The following is a 6,568-nucleotide window of genomic DNA, read 5'->3' as shown; positions in this document are numbered from 1 at the left end:
ATGCAGGGGGAGATCGTGGAGACCCTCCCCAACGCGATGTTCAGGGTGAAGCTGGAGAACGGGCACATCGTCCTTGGGCACATCTCCGGGAAGATGCGGATGCACTACATCCGGATCCTCCCCGGCGACAAGGTGACCGTGGAGCTCACGCCCTACGATTTGACCAAGGCGCGGATCACGTTCCGCGCCAAGTAAGGAGAAGACGATGCGAGTGCAGGCTTCCGTCAAGAAAATCTGCCGCAAGTGCAAGATCGTGCGGCGCAAGCGCGTGGTGCGCGTGATCTGCACCGATCCGCGCCACAAGCAGCGCCAAGGCTAACGAGGAAGAGACATGGCCCGTATTGCAGGCATCAACATCCCGAACCACCAGCACGCGGCGATCGCGCTCACGGCGATCTACGGCGTCGGCCGCTCGCGCGCGCGCCAGATCTGCGACATGGCGGGCGTGAAGCACTCCGCCAAGATCAAGGACCTCACCGACGCGGAGATGGACAAGCTGCGCGAGCAGATCGGCAAGCTCACGGTCGAGGGCGACCTGCGCCGCGAGACGTCGATGAACATCAAGCGGCTCATGGACCTGGGCTGCTACCGCGGCGTGCGCCACAAGAAGGGGCTGCCCGTGCGCGGCCAGCGCACCCGCACCAACGCGCGCACCCGCAAGGGCCGCCGCAAGCAGGCGGGCCCGATGGGCAAGCCGGCCCCGACCGCATAACCGACTGAAAACCGATACAGCAGGACCCACACATGGCTGACGAGAACACGCAGAGCCCCGCCGCCCCGGCCCCCGCCGAAGGCGCCGCCGCACCCGCCACCGGCGCCGCACCGGCCGCCCCGCGCGCCAAGCGCGCCAAGAAGACCGTGGTGGACGGCATCGCGCACGTGCACGCGTCGTTCAACAACACCATCATCACCATCACCGACCGCCAGGGCAACGTGCTGTGCTGGGCGACCTCCGGCGGCTCCGGCTTCCGCGGTTCGCGCAAGTCCACGCCGTTCGCGGCGCAGGTGGCGGCGGAGAAGGCCGGCCTGGCCGCGCAGGAATACGGCGTCAAGAACCTGGAAGTGCAGGTGAAGGGCCCCGGCCCCGGCCGCGAGTCCGCCGTGCGCTCCCTGCATAACATCGGTTTCAAGATCGCGAACATCTCGGACGTGACGCCCATCCCGCACAACGGATGCCGTCCGCCCAAGAAGCGCCGCGTTTAAGAGGTTATACGAATGGCTCGTTATCTCGGTCCCAAGTGCAAGCTGTCGCGCCGTGAAGGCACCGACCTGTTCCTGAAGAGCAGCGTCCGCCCGCTCGAGAGCAAGTGCCGCATCGAATCCGCCCCCGGCCAGCACGGCGCCAAGCGCGGCCGCCTGTCCGACTACGGCATCCAGCTGCGCGAGAAGCAGAAGCTGCGCCGCATGTACGGCGTGCTGGAGCGGCAGTTCCGCCGCTACTACAAGGAAGCCGCCCGCCGCACCGGCGCCACCGGCCAGACCCTGCTGCAGATCCTCGAGTGCCGCCTGGACAACGTGGTCTACCGCATGGGCTTCGCCGTGACCCGCGCCGAGGCGCGCCAACTCGTGAGCCACAAGGCCATCGAGGTGAACGGCAAGATCGTCAACATCCCGTCCTACCAGGTCAAGGCCGAGGACGTGATCTCGGTGCGCGAGGGCGCCAAGAGCCAGCTGCGCATCCAGTCGGCGCTGCAGGTGGCCAAGCAGGTCGGCCTGCCCGAGTGGGTCGAGGTAGACGAGTCCAAGATGACCGGCAAGTTCAAGTCCGTGCCCGAGCGCACCGACTTCCTGCCGGACATCAACGAGAACCTCGTGGTCGAGTTGTACTCCAAGTAATCGGTCTTCAGAGAGGTCAGATCCCCATGCAGGGTTCAGTCAGCGAATTCTTGAAGCCGCGCCTCGTCGGCGTGCAGGCCCAGTCCGAGAACCAGGCGCGCGTCGTGCTCGAGCCGCTGGAGCGCGGCTTCGGCCATACGCTCGGCAATGCGCTGCGCCGCATCCTGCTCTCGTCGATGCCCGGCGCCGCCGCGATCGAGGCCGAGATCGAGGGCGTGCTCCACGAGTACACCACCATCGAGGGCGTGCAGGAGGACGTGGTCGACATCCTGCTGAACCTGAAGCAGCTCGCGATCCGCATGCACACGCGCGACGAGGCGACCCTGACCCTGGCCAAGAAGGGCCCGGGCGTGGTCACGGCCGCCGACATCCAGCTCGACCATGACGTCGAGATCGTGAACAAGGACCTCGTGATCGCGCACCTGAACAGCGCGGGCTCCCTCAACATGAAGCTCAAGGTGAAGCGCGGCCGCGGCTACCAGCCGGCCAACCAGCGCCTGCAGTTCGAGGAGGAGACCCGTCCCATCGGCCGCCTGCAGCTGGACGCCTCGTTCAGCCCGGTGCGCCGCGTGACCTACAACGTCGAGAGCGCCCGCGTCGAGCAGCGCACCGACCTCGACAAGCTGGTCATCGAGATCGAGACCAACGGGACGATCGAGCCGGAGGAGGCCATCCGCCGCGCCGCGACGATCCTCTCCGAGCAGCTGGCCGCGTTCGTGGACCTGAAGGGCCGCGACCAGGGCCGCGGTGCCGGCGGCGAGGCGCACTTCGACCCGATCCTGCTGAAGCCGGTGGACGAGCTGGAGCTGACCGTGCGCTCCGCCAACTGCCTCAAGCAGGAGAACATCCAGTACATCGGCGACCTGGTGCAGAAGACCGAGGTCGAGCTGCTCAAGACGCCGAACCTGGGCAAGAAGTCGCTCACCGAGATCAAGGACGTGCTCGCGCAGCACAGCCTGTCCCTCGGCATGAAGCTCGAAGCCTGGCCGCCGGTGGGTCTCAAGAAGACTGCCTGAGCCAAACGATACTGATAAGGGTTTAAGCGATGCGTCACCAGAATTCCGGCCGACAACTCAGCCGCAATAGCTCCCACCGCGCTGCGCTCATGCGCAACATGGCATCGGCGCTGCTGCGCTACGAGACCATCCGCACCACCGTGCCGAAGGCCAAGGAGCTGCGCCGCGTAGTGGAGCCGCTCATCACCCTGGCTAAGGCCGACAGCGTGGCCAAGCGCCGTCTGGCCTTCTCGCGCCTGCGCGACCAGGACGTGGTGGTGAAGCTGTTCACCGACATCGGTCCGCACTACAAGGCCCGGGCCGGCGGGTACACCCGCATCCTGAAGCACGGACTGCGTCCGGGCGACAGCGCACCCATGGCGGTCATGCAGCTCGTGGACCGTGCCGAACCGGCCGCCAACGAGGCGCCGGCCAAGATCAAGCCGGAGACCAAGGCCAAGGCCGAGAAGGCCCCGAAGGCCGAGGCCGCCGAGAAGCCGGCCAAGAAGGCCAAGGCGGAGAAGGCTCCCAAGGCTGAGAAAGCCGAGAAGGCTGAGAAGAAACCCGCCGCCAAGAAGGCGAAGAAGGCCGAGAAGTAATCGCGAGCCGCAAGGGGTTCCGCAAGAAAGCCGGGCAGGATGCCCGGCTTTTTATTTATGACGCACAGGGACGTGCTGACGCTACGGCAGGCAGGGCGTCTCGCATGCGAGACGCGGGAGCGGCGGTAGCGCCTCTCTAAACCCTGCCTCTCCTAAGCAGCCACCAGCGGCCAGACCCGCGGGATGATGGTGACGGTCACTGCCCACATCATGAGGTTGAGCGGGACGCCGAAGCGCAGGAAGTCACTGAAGCGGTAGCCGCCGGGGCCGTACACCATGAGGTTGGTGGCGTAGCCGATGGGCGTCGCGAAGCTCGCCGAGGCGGCCATGGTGATGGCCATGACGAAGGGCGTGAAGCTCAGCCCCAGCGAAGTGGTGGTGGCCAGGGCTATCGGGAACACGATCACTGCCGCGGCGTTGTGGGTCACCACTTCCGTAAGCAGCATGGTGCCGCCGTAGATGGCAGCCAGGAGCCAGAAGGGGTCATTGTGGGCCAGGGCCACCAGGCCGTGTGCGATGGCAGACGCTGCCCCGCTCGCTTCCAGCGCCTTGCCGATGCCGAAGGAGGCGCCGATGGCCACCAGAACCTCGATGTTGAGGCTGCGCCGGGCCGCGACACCGCCGATGCAGCGGGTCAGGATCATGAGTCCTGCGGCGCAGAATGCCACGGTGGACAGGGGCAACAGGTTGAAGCCCTTCACCAGGATGAGCGCCAGCAGGATGCCCCAGGCCAGGAAGGCCCGGTCATGGCGCGGCACCACGGCGCCCTCGAGGGAGTGCAGCAGCAGGAAGTCGCGGGAGTTGCGGTGGCGGCGCGGGAACTCCCGGTCCGTCTCCAGCAGCAACGTGTCGCCGGCCTTGAGTTCGATGTCGCCGATCTTGCCCTCGATGCGCCGGCCGTTGCGCGCCACGGCGATCACCACCGCCTTGTACACGGTGCGGAACTGGCCCTCACGGATGGTCTTGCCGAGCAGCGGGCAGCCCTGAGCCACCACGGCCTCGATGAGGGTACGGGCGGTGCGGGGCGAGTCCAGCTTGAACACCTGGTCGGTGGCCGGGACGAGGCCCTTGATACGCTGCAGGTCGAGTACGGATTCGGTGACACCCGCGAACACCAGCCGGTCGCCGTCCTTCAGCACCTCGTCGGGGCCTGCGGCCGGGATAACCTCGCCGCCGCGCTCGATCTCCACCAGGTACAGCCCAGGCAGATGGCGCAGGCCGGCGGCCTGGACCGTGTGGCCCGCCAGCGGGCCGCCACGCTCCACCATCATCTCGATGGTGTACTCGCGGGCGTCCTGTACTTGGGCGAACACCGGGATGCGCTCCGGCAGCAGCCAGCGCCCTACCACCAGAACATATGCAAGGCCGATCAGCGCGCAAGGCACGCCGATCCAGGCCAGCTGGAAGAAGCCCATGCCCGGCAGATGGGCCTGGTTCGTGAGCATTCCGTTCACCACCAGGTTGGTGCTGGTGCCGATGAGCGTGCAGGTGCCGCCGAAGATGGCGGCATAGGACAGGGGGATCATGACCTTGGAAGGGGAGATACGGCACTGGCGCGCCCAGTCCGAGACGTAGGGCAGGAACGCCGCCACCAGGGGCGTCGAGTTCATGAACGCGCCCATGAACGCCACCGGCAGCATCATGCGGGCCTGGGCCACGGTGGCCGACTTCGGGCGGCCGAATACCCGGCTCACCACCTGGTTGAGGGCGCCGGTCTCCCGCAGGCCTGCCGCCACCACGTAGAGGGCGGCGATGCTGAGCAGGCTCTCGTTGGCGAAGCCCGAGAGGGCCTCCGTGGGGCCGATGATGCCGGCCAGCATGAGCATGGTGAGGCCGCCCAGCATGACGAGGTCGGTGCCGATCTGGGTGGTGGCCAGGGCCACCAGGCAGGCGAGGGTGACGGCGACCGAGATCCAGGCGTTCATTGGCATCGGGTTCCCATCCTTAAATATCGAGCCGGCTGACAGCTCCTGGGCTCCAAAGAGCCCGGGCAGATTATCATAGGCATGCGCGGAGCCTCTTCGGAATCCAGCATACCCATGGCCTCAGAACCCGTATTCATCGCAGGCATGTACAAGAGCGGCACCAGCTGGCTGCTGCGCATCCTGGACCGGCATCCCGCCTTCCGCGGAGTGAAGGAGATCGACCTCATCGGGGCGGGAGCCGGACGCGCGGCGGACGGGGATGCTCTATTGCCCGCCCCTGAGCGGCTGGCGGGCTATTTCGCGCGCAATGCCTGGGGCGCGCTGCCCAAGGACCTGCAGGGTGACGCCGAGGGCGCCGCGCTGTTGAAACGAGCCACCGGCGGTGACACGGTGGAAGCCCTGTTCGCGCTGCCGCCGCCCACCGCGGCAGCGGCATTGTTCGGGCTCTATGGGCTCAAGCGCCGGCGTGGCAGCTCCGACTGGGAGTCCCGGGACCAGCGTGAGCTCCTGAACGCCGCCGACCTTGGGGCGCCTGCCCTGGAGCAGCTGTACGCGGGCATCGCCGGCGCCGCCGACGTCTACCAAGCAGCGGACCTCTTCATCGAGACCGTGGCGGCCCCGCTGGAGCAGGGACAGACCCTGGTGCTGAAGGGCGCCGACATGATCGCCCGCTACGCCCACCTCAAGGCCTGGCGTCCGCGGGCCCGCAAGCTCGTGATCGTGCGGGATGGGCGTGACGCGGCCATCTCCGCGGTGCATTTTCGCCGCCTGATGCGCTCGATCAAGCGCGCGCACGTGGACGCACAGAACGACTATTGGGAACTCCTGGCAGGATGGGCAAGCCGCATCCGCATGCTGCAGCAGGCCGCCGGGGATGGTCAGCTCGCGATCCTGCGTTATGAGGACCTGCAGCAGGATTTCCCCCGCGTGGCACGGAAACTGTTCGGCTGGCTCGGGGCGGATACCGATCCAGCACTGCTGCGGGACGTGTACGAGGCCACCCGCTTCGAGACCCTCACAGGCCGCGCGCGCGGCGAGGCGGCGGAACACGTGATCCGGCGCGGCATAACCGGCGAGTGGCGTGAGGCCCTCTCCGGCGCAGACCAGGAACGCGCCTGGCACGAAGCGGGCAAGGAACTCGCGGCCTTGGGCTACACGCCCTCGGGTGGGCTGGATAGCCTGCCCTTGCCCGGCGCACTCTAGCGGCTGCCGT

The 6,568-nt window shown here is 67.3% G+C and carries 8 protein-coding genes and 1 pseudogene; 8 read left to right on the top strand and 1 reads right to left on the bottom strand.

What is annotated here, in order from left to right; all coding sequences use genetic code 11:
- The 7 genes and pseudogenes from infA to rplQ form a co-directional block, all read left to right on the top strand.
- Window positions 1–195, top strand: a 195-nt coding sequence (gene infA / locus VF651_12735; GenBank protein HEX7966569.1) for a translation initiation factor IF-1, incomplete at its 5' end; no start/stop codon positions are given.
- Window positions 196–205: 10 nt separating this feature from the next.
- The gene (gene rpmJ / locus VF651_12730; GenBank protein HEX7966568.1) at window positions 206–319 is read left to right on the top strand and encodes a 50S ribosomal protein L36; all 114 of its coding nucleotides are present in this window, start codon (window positions 206–208) and stop codon (window positions 317–319) included.
- 12 nt (window positions 320–331) lie between these two features.
- A complete protein-coding gene (rpsM, locus tag VF651_12725; protein ID HEX7966567.1) occupies window positions 332–712 on the top strand; it encodes a 30S ribosomal protein S13 in 381 nt (126 codons plus the stop codon).
- 32 nt (window positions 713–744) lie between these two features.
- Window positions 745–1,203 (top strand): 30S ribosomal protein S11, encoded by a 459-nt coding sequence (gene rpsK, locus VF651_12720; protein HEX7966566.1) that lies wholly within the window; start codon window positions 745–747, stop codon window positions 1,201–1,203.
- Between the two features lie 12 nt (window positions 1,204–1,215).
- A complete protein-coding gene (rpsD, locus tag VF651_12715; protein ID HEX7966565.1) occupies window positions 1,216–1,836 on the top strand; it encodes a 30S ribosomal protein S4 in 621 nt (206 codons plus the stop codon).
- Between the two features lie 26 nt (window positions 1,837–1,862).
- Window positions 1,863–2,852: a DNA-directed RNA polymerase subunit alpha gene (rpoA, locus tag VF651_12710; GenBank protein HEX7966564.1), complete on the top strand. Its 990-nt coding sequence runs from the start codon at window positions 1,863–1,865 to the stop codon at window positions 2,850–2,852.
- A gap of 29 nt (window positions 2,853–2,881) precedes the next feature.
- Window positions 2,882–3,268, top strand: a pseudogene (gene rplQ / locus VF651_12705) (50S ribosomal protein L17).
- A gap of 314 nt (window positions 3,269–3,582) precedes the next feature.
- Here rplQ and VF651_12700 read toward each other — a convergent pair.
- Window positions 3,583–5,355 carry an SLC13 family permease gene (locus VF651_12700; protein ID HEX7966563.1) on the bottom strand — a complete coding sequence of 591 codons (1,773 nt, stop codon included), beginning with the start codon at window positions 5,353–5,355 and terminating at the stop codon, window positions 3,583–3,585.
- A gap of 114 nt (window positions 5,356–5,469) precedes the next feature.
- On the opposite strand from VF651_12700, the gene VF651_12695 reads away from it, so the two are divergent.
- Entirely contained in the window at window positions 5,470–6,558 is a 1,089-nt protein-coding gene (locus tag VF651_12695; GenBank protein ID HEX7966562.1) for a sulfotransferase domain-containing protein, read from the top strand.
- Window positions 6,559–6,568 lie beyond the last annotated feature (10 nt).

This window comes from Gammaproteobacteria bacterium (assembly GCA_036383255.1).
Taxonomy (GTDB): Bacteria; Pseudomonadota; Gammaproteobacteria; order Natronospirales; family REEB76; genus DASUBN01.
This window is presented reverse-complemented; position numbering and strand designations above follow the sequence as displayed.